We start from the raw sequence: 19,830 nt of genomic DNA on the forward strand, positions 1-19,830 counted from the left end.
TTCCCTGGATTTGCTGACACCAAAGTTCGGTTCGGCGTGGCCGTACGCAGGTGCGGCAGCGGAAGTCCAATTTGCATGATGCAAATGGTCCCGGTCTGACCTACGTTGGCGCCTCCAAGCGCCGAGGCTGGCGCACCTTTCTCCGCTTTGGCTGCACAAGATGAGTCCGGCCTGCAGCATGCAGCTCGACCTCGGTCAATGGGAAGGTGAGAAGGAAAGAGGCCCCTGCAGCGACGCAAGACGTATGAACGCGCCCTCCCAAACTGCTGGCCAACTCGCCTACGATCGTAAGCCCTCTACCCCGCCGGATGGGCTCAGGTGCCGACCCATTGTCAGAGACTCCGCACTTTACGACATTGCCTGCAAGCAACAACTTCACTCGCAATTCTGGATGTCTAACGTCGAATTGTACGTGTCGTGCCACATTGGTCAGTAGCTCGGATACGATCAATCCAAGCTTCCAGCAGCGTTCTCCTTCAAGCCTCAGATCATCCGATGAGAACAAGACACGAATGGCCAGGCAATCGAGACGGTATTTCGTCATCGCAAAGCAAAGCTGCTGGAGGTACCTTGCTGCATCGGTGAGGCGTCCCTGATCCGGCATGCGCAGCGCGCGATGCACGTCGGCCCATTGATGCAAGAAGTCTACGACGTCGAGCAGCGCGGCCTTGACCGCGACACTATCCGACTGCACGGCTTTAGCCGAAACCGCGCATATTGCGGACGTGAGCTCGTTTTTTATTCTGTGGTCCAACTCACGAAGAAGCAATGATCCATCGGGATTTGATAACGGTGCGATGTGCTCTGTCATTTCGTGCTCGAAGATTGTGCTCTCTGCCAAAAATGAAGCTAAGCGTCCGCTGCAGTTTCGTTCGGATGGCAACGCCGCTCCAGACAGCTCGCGCGACGAATGGTCTCAGACAGAGGCATTTATAGCTCGACGCCGCGACGCTCCAGTTCGGCTTCGATCGCGCCAAAGAGGATCTCGGCTGGCGTCAGTGCAAGATTGGTCCAGAGGATGACCGCGGCGCGCGCGGCGATTAGGTATTCGGTCATACAACGTCTCCTATTGCGAGATGCCGGTTAACCCGCGCGTGTTACTTGAACATGATGCCAGATAGTCGGCGGATTTCGTCTCTCTCGATGCTGCAATGAATAACGGATGTGCTCTGGATGATCTTGTACATTGGTGATTTATTTAGATGGTTGATGCGTACTTCCGTGCGCAACAGCAGAAATCTATCATCTTTCAATTTCTACCGATCGAGCGCACTTCAATCCAAGATTCATGGCGACGCGCGCTGGCGGCACGGCATTCGAGCTTGTTTGACCGCTACGAATCCACTCAAACTGGCAACAGTCTTCGCCTATTATGGTTCGGTGGTGTATAACGGGACCTCTTGCCGCACGCCTCGATCGAACGGGCCTTGCTGCGCCGCGCTTGATTTTCTGCGTTGAGTGATTGATGACGGCCGGCTGCATAGGCTGATCCGGCGCCTCGTCAGACGGTAGCGGAATCGACGACTGGATCGCAGGGGGCTCCATGATAGCGGGAGGTGTGATGGTCGGCTGACTGGTATCCAGAACGATCTTTTCCGTCCATTTGTGCGCAGATTTGATCCGGATGACCGTTCTATCAAGGGCTACCGACTGATCAGCACACTTCGCTTGGGGGGTGGCAGAAGCCGGCCGGGAATGAACAGTAGCGCCGCAAGCGAGCCTCCGACGAAGATAGAATAACGCGCTACAGGCAACGCTCATCGCTTCTGAAAATCGAGCAATTTCGGTTCACCTGCTCGCTCGACGAAGGCGTCGCAGTGATGGACACTGGTCTTACTTTGGTCAGGAACGCCACGAGGCACAGCACCCCGATGGCGAATGTGGCCAGACTCAATACGTTCCTCATATCAGCACCTGTTCCCTTTCCATTTCGCGCCGATGCGGCAGGCTCCACCCCGTGACACGTCGCGTCGCGACAACCTGTTTCGACGGCAGGAACAGCACGCGGTTGGGGGTGACAGACGACGCGGGAAGCGACGTCGGCCGGAGGACGAAGCCTACTCCGCCGCGATCATGTTCGATTTCAAATCGATGCTCAGCGCCTTCGCGACGCCCGCGCCGTAGGCCGGATCCGCCCTGGCGCAGTTGGCGATATGGCGCTCCTGAATGTGCCTTGCAGCGACGCCGACCTGGCGAGCCGTATTGTCGAATAACGTTTGCTGCTGGGTAGCACTCATCTTGCGGAAAAGGTCGCCCGGCTGCTGGTAGTGATCGTCATCGACACGATGGTCCCAATGTGCGGCCGCGCCTTCGAGCCCTAGCGGCGGCTCGTTAAGCTGCGGCTGGTCGATCCACTCGCCCCGGCTATTGGGGAAGTAGGTCGGAGTTCCACCGAGATTGCCGTCGGTGCGCATCGCGCCGTCGCGGTGATAGCTGTGGAACGGGCATTTCGGTGCGTTGACAGGGATGTGGTGGTGATTGACGCCCAGCCGGTAGCGCTGCGCATCTCCGTAGGAGAAGAGACGCCCCTGCAGCATCTTGTCCGGTGAGTAGCTGATGCCCGGCACGATGTTGGCAGGCGAAAACGCCGCCTGTTCGACTTCGGCGAAGACGTTCTCGGGGTTCCGGTTGAGTTCGAAATATCCGACCTCGATCAGCGGGAAGTGGCCCTTTGGCCAGACCTTGGTCAGGTCGAAAGGATTGAATGGGAATGCCTTCGCTTGCGCGTCCGTCATCACCTGGATGAACAGAGTCCAGCGCGGGAAATTGCCGGCGTCGATATTTTCGAACAAATCGCGCTGATGGCTTTCGCGATCCTTGCCGACGAGGGCCTCGGCTTCCTCGTCCGTCAGGTTTTGGATGCCCTGCTGGGTACGGAAGTGGAATTTGACCCAGATGCGTTCGTTTGCGGCATTGAGGAAGCTATATGCGTGGCTGCCGAAGCCATGCATGTGACGCAAGCTTTTCGGTATACCTCGATCGCTCATGACGATCGTGACCTGGTGCAGCGCTTCAGGCAGCAGCGTCCAGAAGTCCCAGTTGTTGTCGGCGTTACGCATGCCGGTGCGCGGATCGCGCTTAATGGCGTGATTGAGGTCGGGGAAGCGCAGCGGATCGCGGAAGAAAAACACGGGAGTGTTATTGCCGACGACATCCCAGTTGCCGTCTTCCGTATAGAACTTCAGGGCAAAGCCACGGATATCGCGCTCGGCGTCAGCCGCGCCGCGCTCGCCTGCAACGGTGGAGAAGCGGGCGAACATCGGGGTCTGCTTGCCGATCTTCGAGAAGATATTTGCCTTGGTGTAGCGGGTGATATCGTGCGTGACGGTAAAGGTGCCGTGGGCGCCTGAGCCCTTGGCGTGCATGCGGCGTTCCGGAATCACTTCGCGAGCGAAATGGGCGAGTTTTTCGATCAACCAGACATCCTGCAACAGGGCAGGACCGTGCGGTCCCGCCGTCTGAATGTTGAGATTATCCATGACCGGGGTGCCCGATGCATGGGCCAACGGCGGTCGTTTGGATTGGTCATTCATTGGGGATGCTCCGGTGGTCGAGAGTTGGGCGTGCCGGGTGCTCAATGCTTCATCTAGAGTGAAGGCTGTCGTGTTGAGTTTGAACAGCTTCTCAAAACCTGCATTCAATATGTCTTCTCGCTGCCATTCGCGATTGAACGCTGCTGCGCGATAAACGCCAATCATGCTCAAAACTGTCAGCTGACGAATATCGTAACGAGCGGCGTCACGGCATTTATGATCATCATGGCCATGACCTTGCTGATCATCCCGGGCCTACTGTTCGCGTCCCTACGCCAATATAAAATGGCGCGAACGTTCCATGCACGGCAACGCCGTTCAAGAATAAGCGCTGGACCCGCCGTATCCATAACAAAGGCCGAGTTGCTTTCAGATCGCCGGAGTCTCCATGACCTCAGTTCTGACCAAAGCGTTCCCGCAAGAAATGCCGCCTGTGACAAAGGCGGTCCCGGGCAAGAAACGCATCTTGATCGTCGGCGGAGGTTTTGCCGGTATTGCGGCGGCGCGCGGACTCAAGCGGGCCGATGTCGAAATCACCCTTGTCGACCGACGCAATCATCATATTTTCCAGCCGCTGCTGTACCAGGTCGCTACCGCAGTTTTGGCGCCATCCGAGATCGCAGCGCCAATCCGTCAGCTCGAGGCTAAGCAGAAAAACCTCAGCGTATTGCTGGCCGAGGTTAAGGGAATCAACCTGGGAGCTCGAACCGTCGATGTATATTGCCCAGGAATAGGTCCTCGAAAACTCGAGTACGACTTCCTCGTGATCGCCGTCGGAATGCGTCCGAGCTATTTTGGTCATGACGAGTTCGCGCGGTTCGCGCCAGGTCTCAAGAGCCTGAGCGACGCCGAAACGATCCGAACCAGGATCCTGAGTGCGTTCGAATTGGCTGAATCGACCGATGACCCGAAGGAACGTGCGCGTCAAATGACCTTCGTGTTGGTGGGCGCTGGCCCCACCGGCGTCGAGCTTGCCGCATCGATCGCTCAACTGGTCGCGGTGACCCTACGCAACAATTTCCGCAAGATCGACCCCGCCAAGAGTCGAATTGTGTTGGTCGACGGCGGCGCCCGTGTTCTTCCAACATTTGCGGAATCGCTGTCGCGAAAGGCGGCCAAGCGGCTCGCCAAGCTTGGGGTTGAAGTTTCGACGGGGGCAAAGGTCGAAAGGGTTGACGACCAGGGTGTCATCGCGGCTGGGGTCCGCATTCCCAGCGCAACCGTGCTCTGGACAGCCGGCGTCAGCGCCTCGCCTGTCGTAAAAATGCTCGGAACCACGACGGACCGCGCTGGCCGCGCTTCCGTTGGCGCTTTCCTGGACATTCCGGAGGCGCCCAATGTCTTTGTCGTGGGAGATGCAGCCACGATAACCCAGGATGGTCATCCCGTCCCCGGAGTGGCCCAGGCAGCCATTCAACAGGGACGATTTGTGGGGCATGTCATCGCCAACCGCGTCAGGGGGCGCAAGGATGGTCGACCGTTTCGGTACCGCAACAAAGGTAATATGGCGGTGGTCGGCAAGAATTTTGCAATCCTTGAGTCCGGCCATCTGCGCAGCAGTGGCTTTGCGACCTGGTGGGTGTGGGCCGCGCTACACGTGCTCGCGCTGCCGCAGCTTCAGAACCGTTTCCGCGTTCAGACGCAATGGTTCTGGTCCTATCTGTCCGGACAACGGAGCTCGCGGCTGATTTCCGAAGGGCCGCGGTCGTCCGCGTCATAGTAATAGTTTGGCTGGGTATTTACCATTTCCGGACTCTGCGGCTGGTTGTGGACTGCACGTGTGGAAACCTCGATCATTTCCGCGCTCTCCGCCCTCACCGGAGCGGTTGTTGGTGGCTTGACGAGCGGAATTGCGAATTGCGTGAACCAAGCCAGTCCGCGCCCAGTGGGTTCTTCACGAGGAGGCCCGCCAGCAGATCCTTTGCGGAGATTTCATCCAAGACGCCGCAGATAGATGCGCTTCAGCACGATCAAGCCTACATTCCCGGTCTAGTCGGTCTTTACGCGAAGCTAAGCGCGATGCGGGCTATCAGTCCAGGCCGACCGATATCGACATCTGCCACCTCCTCTAACTGAATGCCGTACCCGCCGGCGCTTGCTGGAGGGCGTTCGATGAAACCCGCCTCCGGGGATCGCTCCTTGGTAGTTCACCACGCCACAGTGAGGCGCGTCAGAAAGAGATCGGCGTGATCCTGGCCCTTGGCGACTTGGGCAGCAAGCGGATGCCATATGTGCTGGTAACTGGGGATCAACTGGATGGCCGGTGTGATCGCAAAATCGTAGAACACCTCAACGCCGCTCTCGTCACTCGCGTTGGTCGTTCCCAACGTAAGCTGCGTGATGTCCGCCTTCAAATTGTTGCTGGTCCTGTTGTAGTAGAACCCAACTCCGAAACTATCGTATTCCCTTCTGCTGAAGAGACCCTGCGCAATCAGCCCGACGCTTGCGTAACTGGTAATGGGGTTCGTGGCTTGTGGGCCATATCCCGCCCTGCCAAAGATTCCAATTCCACGGACCGGATAACCACTCTTCAACTTCTGGGAGGTCGTTTTGGCGGCTGCTGCGAACGAAGGCTTTTCATGGCGGGGGTTCCCTCAAAAAGATTGGATATTCCGATCCGCAAATGGAGTGGCATGATAAAATCAGGTCCGAACCCCGGCCACAGCCTCGCGCAACAGTCGAAGGGTTTCCAAGCCCTTGAAAGGAGCAGCTTTGCTGCCACGGATGCCACGCCGAGGAGAGCCTCACCGGCAGTTTCGTCGGTGCCCATTTTACACGCCGATGCTCCGCGCCACTGGCCTCAAGATCGGATTGTCTCGACCCAATTCGCGAACGCCCGCATAAACTGCTGAAGGAATTTTCGGGTATCATCGTTGATGAGCTTGCCGTGTTGATCGAAGAGCTTGTGGACATGACCGACATAGGCTTCGGGCTGCTGCATGGTCGGCACGTTCAGAAACACAAGCGACTGCCTGAGATGATGATTGGCGCCGAAGGCTCCGATCGAGCCCGGCGAGCCACTAACGATCGCACCAGGCTTGCGGTCCCAGACGCTACTTCCATAAGGTCTGGAACCGACATCCAGTGCATTTTTTAGGACGGCAGGCACCGACCGGTTGTATTCAGGCGTAATGAACAGCACTGCATCAGCGGCTTTGACGCGCTGACGGAACGCAGTCCATGGCGCGGGCGGAGGGTCGATCAACCTCTCAAGGTCTTGGTTGTAGAATGGCAGTTGCCCGATTTCGACGACCTCGGGTTCCATCGAGGATGGCGCGAGCGACATCAGTGCATTTGCCAGCATCCCGCTGAACGACGCCTTCCGGAGGCTTCCAAGCAATACGCACACGTTCATCGGCTTATCCAAGATCATTCTCCATCATGATGTTTTCCGTTTGAACGACCAGGTTCGCTTCATGTCACGACCTTCCATCCGGGCGAGGCGGTAATCCGCCTCAATCACGGGAGGCACGAACCTGGGCCGCCGTGACGTTGCCTCGTTTGCCGCCGAAATGCGCGATGAGGTAATTGCTGACTGCGGCGATCTCTTCGTCGGAATATGCGTCGGCGAATGGGGGCATCGTGTTGTGGCCACCAAGCGATCCGATCCTGATGCCTTCAAGTACGGCGCGGATAACATTTGCACCGGCGGGGTCATTTACGCTGCGAGAGCCGCGAAGTCCTGCATTGTCGGTCTGCTGACCATTGCCGTCCCAACCGTGGCAGCTTGCGCAGGCCGAAGCGAATACCTGGAAGCCGGCACTCTCGTCGTGGTCCGCTCCGGGCGACCACGCCGTGGCGCCGTTCAACGTTCCCGGATCGCGCACGACCGGAGCGGCGAGTTCGGATCGTTGCGCTGGAACTGTCCTCAAGTATCGGGTCAGCGCGGCGATGTCTTCGGAGGATAAATGACGAAGACTGAGATCGATCGCCTCGGCCATGCCACCCCCAGCACTGCCGTGCGCAGGCGCGTGCCCGGAAGACAGATATTGTTCTATTTCAGCGTCGGACCATGCGCCTATCCCGGTCTCTTTGTCAGAAGTGATGTTGTAGGCCTTCCACCCGTCCACGACCGTTCCGGCGTATTTCCTACCGCTCTTTGTCGCGAACATCAGATTGCGGGGTGTATGGCATTCGCCGCAATGCACGAGCGCTTCGGCAAGATATGCTCCACGATTCCACGCCGCGTCATGGGCCGCGGATGGCTCCCATGGCCTGGTCGGCACAAACAGGAGCTTCCAGGCTCTCAGCGAGTACCGCTGATTGAACGGGAAAACGAGTGTGTTGTCGGTGTTCCGGAGTGACACTGGTCGCACAGTTGAGAGGTAGGCACGGATGGCAAGGACGTCGTCGGTCGAAAGCAGCGCATAGGCCGTGTACGGGAAGGCAGGATAAAGATCCTCTCCATTCTTCCCGATTCCCCTATGCACGGCTCTTACGAATTCCGCATCGCTCCATCGGCCGATCCCTGTTCCCCGGTCTGGCGTGATATTGCTCGAGTAGATCGTTCCAAACGGAAGCCTGAAGGCGCGCCCGCCGGCAAACGGTTGCCCTCCGGGAGCGGTGTGGCAGGCGGCGCAATCGGCCGCTTTGGTCAAATACTCTCCCTTCGCGACGAGTGCGGATCCAGTTGGTTGCGCGTGCGTGGCCTGGATCTCTTCAATCGACGCGGGCCAAAAGAAGAAGCACGCGGCCGAGATCGCGAGGACGACACCGAAAGCGCAACCAGCGACGAGGATGCGCTTCATGCGTTCTCCCGTTTGGAAAGCAGGCTTCGGTCGATCGGCAGGCGGCGGATGCGGACCCCGGTTGCTGCGAAGATCGCAGAGTGCTGGCGCCGCAGACACCGTTCCCACCTCGCCGAGGCCACCGGGACTCTCGCCGCTTTCCAGGAGGTGGACCTCGATCGGCGGCGTCTCGTTGATGCGAAGTTGTCGGTAATCGTTGAAGTTGCCCTGTTCGACTCGCCCTTCGCTGAAGGTAATGCCGTTGAACAGAGCGGCCGACAGTCCGAACAGGACGCCGCCCTCGATCTGCGCGCGGATGGTATTCGGATTGATCTGGATGCCACAGTCGACGGCGGCCACGATCTTCTTCAGCGAAATCTCGCCTGAGAGAGCCACCGCGACTTCGATGACCAGAGCGGCGTAGCTTCCGAAGTTCTGATGCAGCGACACCCCGCGCCCGGACCTTGGCTCCAACGACTTATGCCAGCCGGCGGCATCGGCAACTTTGTCCAGCACGGCCATTGCGCGCGGATTGGTATCGAGCAACGCCCGCCTGTAGGCGATCGGATCCTGTCCCGCAGTATGCGCCAACTCGTCCAGAAAGCTCTCGACCACAAAGACGTTGTGCGTAGGTCCGACGCCGCGCCACCAGTTCAACTTGACTGGCGGATCGTGTCGGATCCAGTCGACCCTGATGGCCGGGAACGCATAGGGGCTGTCCCAAGCGCCATCGACGGCATCCTTGTCGAGCTTTCCTTCCGGCCAGCCGTCTTCAGCGAAGTAACGCCTGACCGTTCCCGATATGGTGCGATGGGTCCAGACCAGGGGTTGGCCTTGCTCGTCCAAACCCGCTGCTATCCTGTCGAGATAACAGGGGCGGAAGCGATCGTGCCGGATATCCTGCTCGCGCGTCCAGATGATCTTCAGGGGATAGGGGACCTGTTTGGCAAAATGAACGGCCTGCTCGATCGTGTCGGCCTGGAGTCTGCGCCCGAATCCTCCTCCGATGAGATGATTGTGCAAGGCCACCTTGTCGACCGGAAGTCCCGTGATCCTCGCCGCATGCTTCTGGGCTACCGCGGGCGTCTGAGTGCCAACCCAGATATCGCAACCATCGGGACGGACATGAACGGTCGTATTGATCGGCTCCATCGTCGCGTGAGCCAGAAACGGAAGTTCGTATTCGGCTGTCAGCCGCTTCGTCGCGTTCTTGAAGCTGGTCTCGATGGCGCCGCGTTCGAGAGCCTTGATCGGCGTCCCCTCATCGGCCGCTTTGACGGCTTCGGCGCGCATCGATGCGGTGGTCACTTTCGCGTTCGGTCCCAGCTCCCAATCGATATCCAGTGCTTCAACTCCGGCACGAGCGACCCAATAGTGTTCGCCGACGACTGCGACCGCGTCGTCGATGCGCAAGACGTCGATGACGCCCGGGATCTTCCGCGCATCGTTTTCGTCAACCGATTTGACCTTGCCTCCGTCCACGGGGCTGATCGCCACGGCCGCGGTCTTCATTCCATCGACCGTCACATCGATCCCGTAGACCGCGCTCCCGTTTACCTTAGCCGGCGTATCGATGCGACGTTGGGGTTTTCCGATGATCTTGAATTCTTCGGACGACTTCAGCTTCGGGTCTTCGGGGATCGGCAGGGTCGCGGCCGATTCAGCGACCTCTTCATATTTCAGGACGCGGCCCGTCGATGAATGCAGGATCGTGCCATCCTTCGTGGAGCATTCTTCCGAATGCACTCTCCAGGCCTGCGCCGCCGCGGCAACGAGCATGGATCGCGCAGCCGCGCCCGCTTGCCGAAGAGGGGTCCAAAATCCGCGGATCGAGGTTGACCCGCCCGTCATCTGGGCCTTGAAGAGAGGCTGCGCGTAAAGCGATCCGTCGGGCGGAGCGGCAATCGCCACGATCTGATCGAGACGGACGTCGAGTTCCTCGGCCAGCAAAGCCGCTTCCGCGGTGTAGATGCCCTGACCCATCTCGACGCTCGGCATCACCAGCGATATGCCTCCCTCCAACGAGATGCGAACGAAACCGCCGATTGCGCTCGGACCTGTCGCTTCGGACGTCGCGGCTCTTGCTCGGGCGCTCCAGGCGAAGGCGACCACGAGGCCACCTACGATCAACTGGCGACGGGAAATCGAAAGGTGTCCGGTCATCTGCGCGAAGCCGATTTGATCGCGGCGCGTATGCGAGCGTAGGTCGCGCAACGGCAGATGTTTCCCGCCATTGCCGCATCGATTTCAGCATCATCGGGACCGGGATTACGTTCGATGAGAGCCGCCGCGCCCATGATCTGACCAGACTGACAGTAGCCGCATTGAACGACCTCGAGTTCGAGCCACGCCTGTTGGATCCTGCGCCCGCTCTCCTTTTGCCCGATGGCTTCGATCGTGGTCACCTCGCGAGAGCCGACATTCGCCGCCGGCAACATGCAGGATCGAACCGGCCGGCCGTCCACATGCACAGTACAGGCGCCGCATTGTGCAATTCCGCATCCGAATTTGGTGCCCTTGAGGTCCAGGAGATCGCGCAGAACCCAGAGCAATGGCATGTCTTCGCGAACTTGCACCGAGTAGGCGCGCCCGTTGACCTTGAGAGATAGTGCGATCGGGGCCGGATCTTCGACGAGTCTGACGTTCTGTGCGGCGGCATGGTCGTCGAGCGGGCTAAAGGATGGGCTCATGTCGATCCACTTTGGTGAGTTTCACTGCAAGTCGAGGTTCGGGGCGGCTCCCACCGCCTCCGCTGTGCCGTCGTGCTAGGCCGCATGTTCCTTTGTTTTTGGAACGGCACCGCTCGCACGCAAACTATCGATCTCGGTGGCGCTGAATCCGAGCTGGCGGAGAACTTCCTCGTTGTGTTCTCCAATCTCTGGAGCGCGCTTGGCCGGTACTTTGGCGACGCCATGGACCTGAAGCGGGCTAGAGATGGTGGACGTCAGCTTGCCGCCGGCACCATTGAGCGGAACGATGATGTCGTTCGCCTGGAGCTGGGGGTCGTTGATCACCTCTTGCGGCCCGCGCACCGCTCCGAACGTCACGTGAACGCCGTTGAACACCTCGTACCAATGGGTCATCGGCTCGGCACAGAAGATCTCGTCGAGGATCGCCGTGAGCTGTGGCATATTCGCCATCAGCTTTGCCGGATCGGAGAACCGCAGATCGGTCAGGAGGTCAGGGCGGCCGATGGCCTTGGCGACGGCTGCCAGCTTGTCGGGTGTGATGAGGAGAACGAACCAGGTGTTATCCTTGGCGCGCCAGACGTTCATTGCCGCATTCGCAGGGTTCTTTCGATCGTGCAGCCCGAAGAACTTCGCATCGCACAGCGCTGCCTGGATCGAGACACTGGCGGACCATACGCCTTCGGCAAGCAGCGAGGTCGTAACATGCGCCCCCTCCCCGGTGCGCTCGCGACGATAAAGGGCTGTGACGATCGCCGAATAGAGCCCGACGGCGGTGGCATTGTCACCGCTGCCAGCCACCGGCCAGGTCGGCGGCGCGCCAGCATCGCGCGTCATCGACAGCAATCCGCTGCGTGCCCAATACGACGTGATGTCGAAGCCTGGGAGATTTGCATCCGGCCCCTTGTCGCCGAATCCTGAGATGTCCGCGTAGATCAGCCGCGAATTCCACTGCACCACATCCTGATATTCGAGCTTCAATCGTGCGCGCGCGGGATGCGGCGTATTGACGATGAGGACATCGGCCCATTTGACCAGCCTTTCGAGAACCTGCTGGGCGCTCGGCGACTTCAGATCAAGCGCCATACCCCGCTTGTTGCGGTTGGCGAGGTGCCAGGGGTAAGCATCCTCGGCGACTGGCTGCGGCGGCAGGTGGTTCGCAATTCGCCACAAGTCGCCGTTCGGCGGCTCCACTTTGATGACGTCGGCACCGAAGTCGGACAGAATCACGGCAGCGCTCGGGCCGGCGATAAAGCTCGCAAGATCCACTACCTTGAGTCCGGAAAAGATGTTGTCGTTCGGCATGTTTTTCTCCTTATTGTTGAAGTTCGAGCGCGGCTGAAGCGCGGCGGTCATCGTCGTTCAGTTTTTCCAGTGTCTGGGAGATCCAGCCGAGCAGACGGGTTTGGACCTGGCGTCGGTTGATCTCGTTCAGCATCTCGTGCCGACCGCCCGGATAAAAATCGAAGGCGATGTCGCTCAGCCCGGCATCGCGGTAGCGGCCAATCAGCGTGTGGAGGCCGCGCAGGTGCTGTCCGACGGGGTCTTCGCTTCCGGAGAACAAATAGATCGGCAGATCGCTGCGGATCTTGCGAAGCGTCACCGGATCGTACAGTCGCGGCGCGGTACCTAGGAAGGAAACAAGAGAGTCGGGGTGAAGGTCTTCAAAACACAAGGGATCAGCCATGAACGCATCGACGATCGCCTGATCGCGGCACAGCCAGTCGAAGGGTGTGCGCGCCGGCTCGAATGCGGCGTTGAGAAGATTGCTGCCCGCGATCTCCGGACGCGCAGCCCGGGCCAAGCCTTCAAGCGCTCCCGATCCCGAGAGGATCAAACCATCAATCTCGTCGCTGTGGTCGATGATGTATCTCTGCGCGGCAAAGGATCCCATGTCGTGCCCGAGGAGGAGCAGCGGCAGGTCGGGATTTTCCTCTCTGGCGATCTCGCTCAGGCTGACCATGTCCTGGACGAGAAGTTCAAAGCCGCCCCCGCCTAATTCTCCCAATTGCGAGTGGACCGAGAGGCCGTGCCCGCGATGATCGTTGGCGTAGACGGTGAGACCCGCCGCAACGAGCACATCGACGGTGTCGGCGTAGCGCCCCATGTGTTCGCCCCTTCCATGGGCGATCTGAACAACGGCGCGGGCTGGGCCGCGGCCGTCCCAGCGGGCGCACGCGATGCACAGCCCGTCGGAGCTGGTCAGTCGGAAGCGATCTGTCGGAGCTGGGGTGGGAGAAGGCGTTGTCATGGCAAATGTCCGGTCTCGCTTGCACGAAATTCACTGACCTTGAAACCGCGGCGCGCGTTTTTCGAGGAAGGCGGAGGTGCCTTCCTTCTTGTCTTCCGTTGCCGCGCAGATGCCGAAATAGGACGCTTCGAGCGCAAACCCCTCGGCCTGGCTGGTGTCCATCCCCTTGTTCGCGGCCTGCAGCGAGAACTTCACCGCGATCGGCGCGTTGGCGGAGATCTGCGTCAGAATCGTCTCGGCGCGCGCGATGAGATTGGCTGCCGGGACAATTTCGTTGACGAGGCCGATGCGATAGGCTTCCTGAGCCGTAATCGTCTCGCCCGTGAGGATCAGCTGCAACGCACGGCCCTTTCCCACCAGGCGCGGCAGGCGTTGCGTGCCGCCACCCCCGGGCAGCAGGCCGAGCTTCACTTCGGGCTGTCCAAATCTGGCATGTTCGGCGGCGATCCTGATCGTGCAAGCCATTGCGGTCTCGCAACCTCCGCCGAGCGCAAAGCCGTTGATCGCCGCGATCACCGGCTTGCCGAGATTCTCGATGAGATCCAGCACCCCCTGCCCGAAGCGGCTGGACTCCTCCGCATCGAAGGCTCCGACATGTGCGAGTTCGCTGATATCGGCACCGGCGATGAAAGCCTTGTTGCCGGCACCCGTAAGGATCACTCCGTGTATCGACGTGTCGGCCTTTGCATCCTCGAATGCTGCCTTCAAATCGGTCCAGGTCGGCGTATTGAGCGCGTTGAGCACCTTGGGCCGATTGACCGTCACGTAGGCGATCGAGGCCTTTTTCTCGTACTGAACGTTGGCAAGCGCCAATGCCGCCCTGGGCAAGGGGTTGGATACTGTTACAGACGATGCAGCTTGCGAAACCATAATCATATCTCCTGGATTGGGAGGGCAGCCCGCGCCGGAGCGCCGGCGCCGGCTGGGATGTCAGATGAAGGCGCCGTGGCCGGTAATGGCTTTGCCGACGATCAGATTCTGCATCTGATACGTGCCTTCGTAGGAGTACAGCGCCTCGGCATCGGCGAAAAAGCGCGCGAGATTGTAGTCGGCGACGATGCCGTTGCCGCCCAGGACCTCGCGGCCCCATGAGACCGTCTCGCGCGATTTCGCCGTGCAGAACGCCTTCGCCAGCGCCGCATGATGATCGTCGAGCTTGCCCTCGTCATCGAGCTGCGCCAGGCGGAGCATCAGGCACTGGCACGCGGTCAGATTGGCAAGCATCTTGGAGAGCAGATCCTGAATCATCTGAAATGATGCGATCGGCTTGCCGAATTGCAGGCGCTCCTGGGCATATTTGAGGGTTGCTTCGAATGCGCCCATCTGGATACCGGTTGACGCCCAACCCACCATGTACCGCGTCATCCGCAGCACGCGTGCCGTGTCACGGAACGAGTTGCCGCCCTGCAGGCGGTTCGCTTCGGGCACGCGTACGTCCTTCAGAGTGATCTGGCCGTTCTGCACAACCTTGAGCGCGATCTTGTGCTCGATTTTTTCGACGCTGAAGCCCGGCGTCGACTTGTTTTCGACGATGAAACCCTTCACCTGGTTGTCCGCGAGGTCACGCGCCCAGATAATGGAGATGTCGCACCAAGTCGAGTTGCCGATCCACCGCTTCTGGCCATTGAGAATCCAGGTGTCGCCCTCGCGCTTGGCGGTCGTGGTCAACCCGCCGCTCGCTCCCGAACCAACCAGCGGCTCGGTCAACCCGAAACACCCGATCTTTTCGTAACGCGCCATTTGCGGCAGCCATTTCTGCTTCTGCTCCTCGGATCCATCGAGATAGATCGAGCCCATCGCCAGACCGCTGTGGACGCCCCAGAATGTGCAGAACGACGCGTCGGTGCGCGCGATCTCCATCGTGACGAAGCCGTACAGCTTCTGGCTGCCGCCGGCGCAGCCATAACCCTCGTAGCCGAGCCCGCTGATACCGAGTTCCTTGAACGAAGGCAGCAACTCGAACGGAAACGCGTCGTCGGACCAATACTTGTTGATGATCGGCTGTACCTTGGTCTGCATATAGGTCCGCACCTTCGTGACAACCGCTTTCTCCTCGGGTGTGAGCAGCTCGATCAGCTGATAGAAGTCGGCATTCGGTACGGGGATCGGCTTCGGTGCGGCGGTCTTGCGTGTTGCGGTTGCGGTGGGCATTTAGGGCTCCTGATGCCGTGGCTTAAAAGCCGGAATAGTCGAAGGACTTATGATTGATCTCGTGATTGATTTCGCCGGTGACGCCTGACCTCAGGCGACCGTCGCCGTCACTTTCGTTTGGCTCGACCTGGCAACCTTGTTGCGAAGCTCGATCAAGCCGAGCAAAACTTCGTCACGCTCCGCCTCCAGCTCCTGGATGGTGCGCGATCCGGCTTCGGCATGGACGCTGTCGATGAGCTTCTTCTGCACGTCCGGCGTCAGCACCGGCGAGCCGAGAGTCTTCCACCAGGCCGTCATCGGGCCGGTGAACTGCTGGAAGAAGTGCTCGATGCCGCCTGGACCGCCGCCGAGGTGGTTGAGCATCAAGCCGCCCATCACGCCCCAACGCAGGCCCGGCCCCCAGGTAAGCGCCGTATCGACATCGGCGGCGCTCACGACGCCCTCCGCAACGAGGTAATAGACCTCGCGGCTCAGCGCCGCCTGCAGACGGTTGGCGACATGGCCCGGCATTTCCTTGTTGACGCGCACCGTCCGCTGCCCGATCGAGGTGTAGAATTCATCCGCACGCCGGATCGTCGCTTCGGAGGTCTTGGCCCCGCCGACGATTTCGACCAGCGGCATCAAGTGCGGCGGATTGAACGGGTGGGCGATGACGCAACGCTCGGGATGGGACGCGGCGCCCTTCTGGATTTCGCTCATGGTGAGCCCCGACGAGCTCGACGCGATGATCACCTCGGGCGGCAACAGTTGGTCGAGCTGCCCATAGAGCTTCTGTTTGAATTCGATCCGCTCGGGCCCGTTCTCCTGGACGAGATCGGCCCCGGGGAGCGCCTTTGGAAGGTCGGCCGTGAATGTCAGGTTCGACTGCGACGCTCCGGGCGACAAGCCCAATCGCTTGAGCGCCGGCCAGGCGGTCTCGACGAACTTCCTCAGCGCGGCTTCTGCATTCGGCGCGATGTCGGTTGCGACGACCTTCAGTCCCTTGGCGAGATAGAGCGCGGTCCAGCTCGCGCCGATCACACCGGTGCCGATGATGGCGATGCGGCGAATGGGTTTGTTCTGCGACATACTACTTCTCATTCGGGATTTCGGCATATGCGATGCCGGTAAGGTTGCCCTGTGCTTCGAGGACATTTCGTTCACTGGATCCATCGAGCCGCGCGGAGAAGATTGAACCGGCGAAATCGGTCACGAACATGCGATCGTTCGGAACGTCGAGCGCGATACCGATCCCTTCCATGAGGTGGGTCACCACTATCTCTGGCTTGGCAGGCTTGTTGTCGATCGAGACCCGGTTCACGGTGTTGCCGCGCGGCGGGTCGCCGCGGTCGGTCCAGTAGAGGACACGGTTCTTGAGGTCGAGTTCGAGATCGATCGGCTCCGGCAGGCCGTCGTAGAAGATCTCGATGTCCGACCTGGTCGCTGCAGTTTGGCCGTCGGGAATTTCAAGCTTGGCGCGCGAGATACGGCCTAGCCCGGCATTATCAGGGCCTTTCTGGCTCCAGTAGATATGCCCGAATTTCGGGTCGATCGTCAGCCCAACGCACCATCGTGTCGCATCCCGGCTGTCGGCTTCGCCGCGCCCCGTCTCGATCAGCGTCTCCAGTCGCGAACCGTCGAGATTGCAGCGCATGACGCGCATACCTTCGCGGTCGCACCAATAGAGCTTGCCACCTTTCTTATCGAGGATGATCTGCTTCGGACTGTGGGTGTCTCCCTGCTTGACGATAACCTTGCGGTTCTTGCCGTCGATATCGGCGCGCTCGACGGAGCCATCGTTCAGGCTCGGGATGCCCATATTGGTCCAGTAGATATGTCCAGCCTCAACATCGACGACGATGCCGTCGGGCAAATGGCAATCCGACACGATGGTCTTGCGGCCGGAGCCGTCCGTATTCATCGAATGAACGCGGCCGGCGTTCAGCTCAAGAACAAAGAGGCGTGGGCTAGCCGCCCTCGCAACAGCGTCTTGAGAGGATTTCAACAACGGCCTCGACATGTGGCACCTCTTTGCGATCTGGGTCGTGTTAACTCAAAGCTCGATCGTGATTATGCCGCGCAGGTCGATGATCATCTTTGATGAGACTGTCGTCTCTGGAACGGTTCTGCTTCCAACTCCACTTTTAAGAAGCACGACGCTTTTGCCCTCTTTGAGAACAATCGCGATGCGGAACCTAGGAGCGTGAGTAAATGCTCTCAAATCCTTGGCAGTTTTCATAACGAACGGAGAGAACGAAAAACAATGTCCGTACGACGGTCGCATATGAGAGCGCCGGCCTCAGATTGAAGTGTTAGAGTGAAGCTACGGCTGCAAGGGCTTCGGACTGGGCGAAGCGATTCTGCCGCGGGTCCAACGCTCGCCATCCGCCACTAGGTTATGAGGACCCTCAGCCGCAATCGGACCCCTTGGTCGGATATTATGCGATCTGGTCGGATGCCTAGGGAGAACTCCCGGCGGCCGCCCAGTCTTGCGAGGGACGCAAGCGCAGTGCCGAAACCGGCTTGCGGCGGTTCAAAATTCCGGCATGGCCGAAAGCGACGAATCGACGTCAGTCCAGTGGTACGGCCCGTTGAACGAATATGTCGGCAGCGCCACCGCATTCTTTGTCGGCTGATACATTAGCGCCTCTTCATAGGCGAAGACTTCGGCGGTCGGGCTTTCGTCAATAACAACCGCGTACCAGCCGAAGATGATTTGGTGCGCAGAGTCATTCACATGACCGTCGGGGAGCGCATCGAAGAAATCCTCGACGACCTTGGAATTCTTCCCCCGGGCGGTGGAGATGATCGCGTTGATATCTGCATCGAGCGTAGGAATCTTCGCGTAGAGAATTCCCGCCATGCGCGCGCCGACGTCGGGTGATCCCGTGCTGTATCAGGCAGCTGGCGGCGGCCATGAATTTGTCGATGCTCATGGCGGTGGCCGTCCCGATCGCGTCGACTGTTCGCGCCACTCTTTGCATCGGTGCTCCGAGGACCATGACGCCAAGCGCGGCTGCACCGGTTTTCAGCGGTGTACGGCACAAGACTGACTCGGTCCGAGCAGTATCTTTGGACGCCGTAGCATCGATTGCGGATTGGATTTGAAATCTGTGCTGGCGCAGAAATGCTGCGGACGCGGCATCTACCAAAAAAGGCCGCCTGCGTTGCCACAAGCGGCCCAAGTCTAGGGAGGAAACGCCCAAGGAGGGCAACGGTAGCGGGAGGCTATCGCATACCCCAGTTAAGACGATCGCGATCAGCGGCTCTATTGAACGTAGGTAAAGGTTGGGCATTCAAAGGTGTCACGGAACGATACGAAGGTCTATGGCGCGCGCCCTTAAAGCCGACTTAGTTCCGCAAGGGGCCAATCTCGACCTAATGAGGCGTGGGAGCTATCACGGACTGCGGCTGGAGGACGGTGAGCGCAACACGACAGCCGATCTAATCGCTTGCTATCGTTTGAGCGCTCGACGCCACGCGCCCGGACTTACGCCGACCGTCTGTCTGAAAATTCGCGTGAGGTGACTTTGATCGCTGAAGCCGCACTCCAGGGCCACATCCGATAGCGACAGCCCGTCATCGCGCAGTTTTTCCTTGGATAGCACGACGCGCTGCTCAATGAGCCACTTGTGCGGCGCCACTCCCAGCGTGCGACGGAAGGCGTGCGAAAAATAGCCCATCGACAGGCCGCACTCTCGCGCCACCTGCTTGAGCGACACTCTGCGCTTGATATTGGCGAGAAGAAATTCCTTCGCGCGTCGCTCCTGCCATGGCGTGAGCCCACCCCGGGTCAGCCGCGACATTGGCCGCATGCCTCCATAGGTCTGGGCGATATGCACCCCGACCGCCAGCAGGACGTGGTCGACAAACAAAGGGTTAGCTTGGTCCGGATGGCTCAGGGCGGGTAGCAGCAAGCATCCCAGGCTGGAAATCGTGGCGTCGTTGATGCCCGCGCCGGGCTGATAGCTCAGATCGCGAATTCGCTGCGCGTTGGCGTCGTCTGCGATCGCGTCCAGCGCCGCCCGAGGCAGATAGAAAGCCAGAGTGTGATAGGGCTTGTCGAGGAGAACGGTGGGATCCCGTTTCAGGTCATGGAGACAACTCTCGCCGGCCCGCAAGTCGCACACTGGCGTCAGTCGGCCATCCTCCCAATATTTGTGAGCGGGAAAATCGCGGAGTTTCAAACCGACGACAAACGCATCTTCATGCTGAATCCGACCGGTCATTTCCGGCGCCGGATTATCGCATCGAATCTCCGTGACCGCGATATCACTTGTACGCAATGCCCTGCTAACGATCGCCGGTGCGTTCTCGACTCGAAATCGCTCACCAAGCCGTTGTCCATAAGCCTCGGTCATCACTCAATAATCGCTCAAGGGGCCAAATTGTAGATCAACATATTGTAACTCTCTCCCGCGTATTCAGTCACCTTGGTCCAGTGGCGCGGCTGGCTCGGAGTTCAGCGCTCGCGGCTCAAGCGTGCTCGCTATCCATCGCGC

General features: G+C 59.7%; 15 protein-coding genes and 1 pseudogene. 1 reads left to right on the forward strand and 15 read right to left on the reverse strand.

Translation table 11 applies throughout. The annotated features are described in order from the left end of the window. Positions 1-100: 100 nt before the first annotated feature. From UP10_RS34550 to UP10_RS34555, 3 genes are all read right to left on the reverse strand, one after another. On the reverse strand, positions 101-811 hold the full coding sequence (locus tag UP10_RS34550) for a histidine kinase dimerization/phosphoacceptor domain -containing protein (protein ID WP_156180548.1): 711 nt from the start codon (positions 809-811) through the stop codon (positions 101-103). A gap of 119 nt (positions 812-930) precedes the next feature. Next, positions 931-1,056 (reverse strand): hypothetical protein, encoded by a 126-nt coding sequence (locus UP10_RS46425; protein ID WP_283807702.1) that lies wholly within the window; start codon positions 1,054-1,056, stop codon positions 931-933. Positions 1,057-2,057: 1,001 nt separating this feature from the next. Then, positions 2,058-3,533: a catalase gene (locus tag UP10_RS34555; protein WP_044591650.1), complete on the reverse strand. Its 1,476-nt coding sequence runs from the start codon at positions 3,531-3,533 to the stop codon at positions 2,058-2,060. Between the two features lie 388 nt (positions 3,534-3,921). Between UP10_RS34555 and UP10_RS34560 the strand changes: the two genes are divergently transcribed. Continuing rightward, positions 3,922-5,253 (forward strand): NAD(P)/FAD-dependent oxidoreductase, encoded by a 1,332-nt coding sequence (locus UP10_RS34560; protein WP_082077410.1) that lies wholly within the window; start codon positions 3,922-3,924, stop codon positions 5,251-5,253. Positions 5,254-5,680: 427 nt separating this feature from the next. Here UP10_RS34560 and UP10_RS34565 read toward each other — a convergent pair whose 3' ends face one another. From UP10_RS34565 to UP10_RS34630, 12 genes and pseudogenes are all read right to left on the reverse strand, one after another. Then, positions 5,681-6,067, reverse strand: a complete 387-nt coding sequence (locus UP10_RS34565) for a carbohydrate porin (protein WP_044591651.1) — start codon at positions 6,065-6,067, stop codon at positions 5,681-5,683. Positions 6,068-6,333: 266 nt separating this feature from the next. Next, a complete protein-coding gene (locus tag UP10_RS34570) occupies positions 6,334-6,900 on the reverse strand; it encodes an NADPH-dependent FMN reductase (RefSeq protein ID WP_156180550.1) in 567 nt (188 codons plus the stop codon). A gap of 88 nt (positions 6,901-6,988) precedes the next feature. Beyond that, complete coding sequence (locus UP10_RS46110) at positions 6,989-10,474, reverse strand: molybdopterin cofactor-binding domain-containing protein (RefSeq protein WP_245322086.1); 3,486 nt, start codon at positions 10,472-10,474, stop codon at positions 6,989-6,991. Then, positions 10,420-10,875 (reverse strand): (2Fe-2S)-binding protein, encoded by a 456-nt coding sequence (locus tag UP10_RS34585; RefSeq protein WP_502692351.1) that lies wholly within the window; start codon positions 10,873-10,875, stop codon positions 10,420-10,422. Before UP10_RS34585 ends, UP10_RS46110 begins: the two co-directional genes overlap by 55 nt. A gap of 150 nt (positions 10,876-11,025) precedes the next feature. Then, positions 11,026-12,303, reverse strand: coding sequence for a CaiB/BaiF CoA transferase family protein (locus UP10_RS34590; RefSeq protein WP_245322087.1), 1,278 nt, complete (start codon positions 12,301-12,303; stop codon positions 11,026-11,028). After that, positions 12,263-13,198, reverse strand: a complete 936-nt coding sequence (locus tag UP10_RS34595; protein ID WP_044591654.1) for an alpha/beta fold hydrolase — start codon at positions 13,196-13,198, stop codon at positions 12,263-12,265. The genes UP10_RS34590 and UP10_RS34595 overlap by 41 nt, the downstream gene beginning before the upstream one ends. Before the next feature lie 30 nt (positions 13,199-13,228). Beyond that, a complete protein-coding gene (locus UP10_RS34600) occupies positions 13,229-14,068 on the reverse strand; it encodes an enoyl-CoA hydratase-related protein (protein ID WP_082077412.1) in 840 nt (279 codons plus the stop codon). Positions 14,069-14,128: 60 nt separating this feature from the next. Beyond that, positions 14,129-15,349 (reverse strand): acyl-CoA dehydrogenase family protein, encoded by a 1,221-nt coding sequence (locus UP10_RS34605; RefSeq protein ID WP_044591656.1) that lies wholly within the window; start codon positions 15,347-15,349, stop codon positions 14,129-14,131. A gap of 90 nt (positions 15,350-15,439) precedes the next feature. Next, positions 15,440-16,417, reverse strand: a complete 978-nt coding sequence (locus UP10_RS34610; RefSeq protein WP_044591657.1) for a 3-hydroxyacyl-CoA dehydrogenase NAD-binding domain-containing protein — start codon at positions 16,415-16,417, stop codon at positions 15,440-15,442. Between the two features lies 1 nt (position 16,418). Beyond that, positions 16,419-17,249, reverse strand: coding sequence for a 3-hydroxyacyl-CoA dehydrogenase (locus UP10_RS34615; RefSeq protein WP_245322088.1), 831 nt, complete (start codon positions 17,247-17,249; stop codon positions 16,419-16,421). Positions 17,250-17,861: 612 nt separating this feature from the next. After that, positions 17,862-18,200, reverse strand: a pseudogene (locus UP10_RS34625) (sugar dehydrogenase complex small subunit); the annotation flags it as partial. A gap of 583 nt (positions 18,201-18,783) precedes the next feature. Then, entirely contained in the window at positions 18,784-19,689 is a 906-nt protein-coding gene (locus tag UP10_RS34630; RefSeq protein WP_044591660.1) for a helix-turn-helix domain-containing protein, read from the reverse strand. Positions 19,690-19,830: the final 141 nt, after the last annotated feature.

This window comes from Bradyrhizobium sp. LTSPM299, assembly GCF_000938235.1.
In the GTDB taxonomy this organism is placed as follows: Bacteria; Pseudomonadota; Alphaproteobacteria; order Rhizobiales; family Xanthobacteraceae; genus Bradyrhizobium.